The organism is Sphingomonas elodea ATCC 31461, from assembly GCF_000226955.1.
Lineage (GTDB): Bacteria > Pseudomonadota > Alphaproteobacteria > Sphingomonadales > Sphingomonadaceae > Sphingomonas > Sphingomonas elodea.
Map to the genome: position 1 here is coordinate 1 of NZ_AGFU01000073.1, position 1,320 is coordinate 1,320.

Consider the following 1,320-nt stretch of genomic DNA (forward strand, 5'->3'; position numbering starts at 1 on the left):
GTCTGGCGGGCGATTTCCTGGACGATGCCGATCTTCTCGGCGATCGTCCGCATCGCGCCCACGGCGCGATCGACCGCGATGCCGCTCAGTTCCGCGTCCTTGGATGACTGGCGGGCGATCTTCTCGGTCTGCGCCGCGTTGTCGGCGTTCTGCTTGATGTTCGCGGCCATCTCTTCCATCGACGCGCTGGCCTGCTCGGCGGCGGCGGCCTGCTCGGTCGCGCCCTGCGAGACCTGCTCGGCGCTGGACGACAGTTCCTGGCTGCCCGAGGAGACGTTGGTCGAGGCGACGGTCGCATTGGCGATCACGCCGCGCAGGCGTTCGACCATGGTATTCACCGTATCGACCAGGTCCTTGATCTCGTCGTTGCTCGAAACCGCGATGCGCTGGTTCAGGTCTCCCTCCGCGACCGCGGTGACGGCGGCGGAGACGCGGCCGAGGCCGGTCGAAACGGTGCGCGAGATCCACCACGCGCCGCCGGCCGCGATCGTCAGCGCGAGGCCGGCGACGACGTACAACATGGTCGACGCCGAACCGTACAGCGCGTTGGTGTCGCTGTCGGCCTGCGCCATCTGCGCCTTGGAAAGCGTCACCAGCTGGCCGACCAGATCGCTGATCGCCAGCACCGCCTCGCGCGAACGGGTCATCGAGAGCTTGGCCGCCTCGGCGTTCCTGTTGGCGAGCACGAGCGCGCGGATCTGCTCGCTGATCGGTACATAGTCGTTGAACTTGGCCTCGATCTGCATCCACAGCGGCTTGCCCTGCGCGGTCGCGCCGGCCAGGCCCTTGGCGATCAGTGCCTGCACCTCGCCGCGCCCCTTCATCAGGTCGGCGTCGAACTTGCGGGTGAGCTCCACATCGTCGGTCATCGCCATGTTCTTTTCCTGGCGCACGACGAAGCCGAGCTTCGCATCGATACTCTCGGCGATGTCCAGCCGGTTGGCGGGGCCGTTGATGACATCGGTGGTCGCCTGGTTGAGGATCGCCAGGCGCGTGCTGGCGACGACGACGACGACGAGCAGCAGCACGATCAGCAGGCCGAAGGTAAAGCCTAGTTTCAACTTGATGGTGGCACGCATGGTCATCGTTCCTCGAAACGGGGGGCCGCCAAGGTCGGCCGTGCGGGGTGGGTAAGAGGGCGGCTCATGCCGCGACAGCCATGGGTTCGTCGCCGAGGAGGTCGGCGAAGATGGCGTGGAGGTCGGGGAGGACGACGACGGCGTCCTGCCGCCGGACGAGGGTGCGGACGAAGTGGCGGCGCCAGCGCATGCCGACGGCGGGGGGCTCCTCGGCGTCGGCCTGGGTCAGCGTCGCGACCTC

1 protein-coding gene is annotated in these 1,320 nt (G+C 67.7%); it reads right to left on the reverse strand.

All coding sequences use genetic code 11. The features are described 5' to 3' along the window. Nucleotides 1-1,079, reverse strand: a 1,079-nt coding sequence (locus KK7_RS0117400; protein WP_010545926.1) for a methyl-accepting chemotaxis protein, incomplete at its 3' end; no start/stop codon positions are given. Nucleotides 1,080-1,320: the final 241 nt, after the last annotated feature.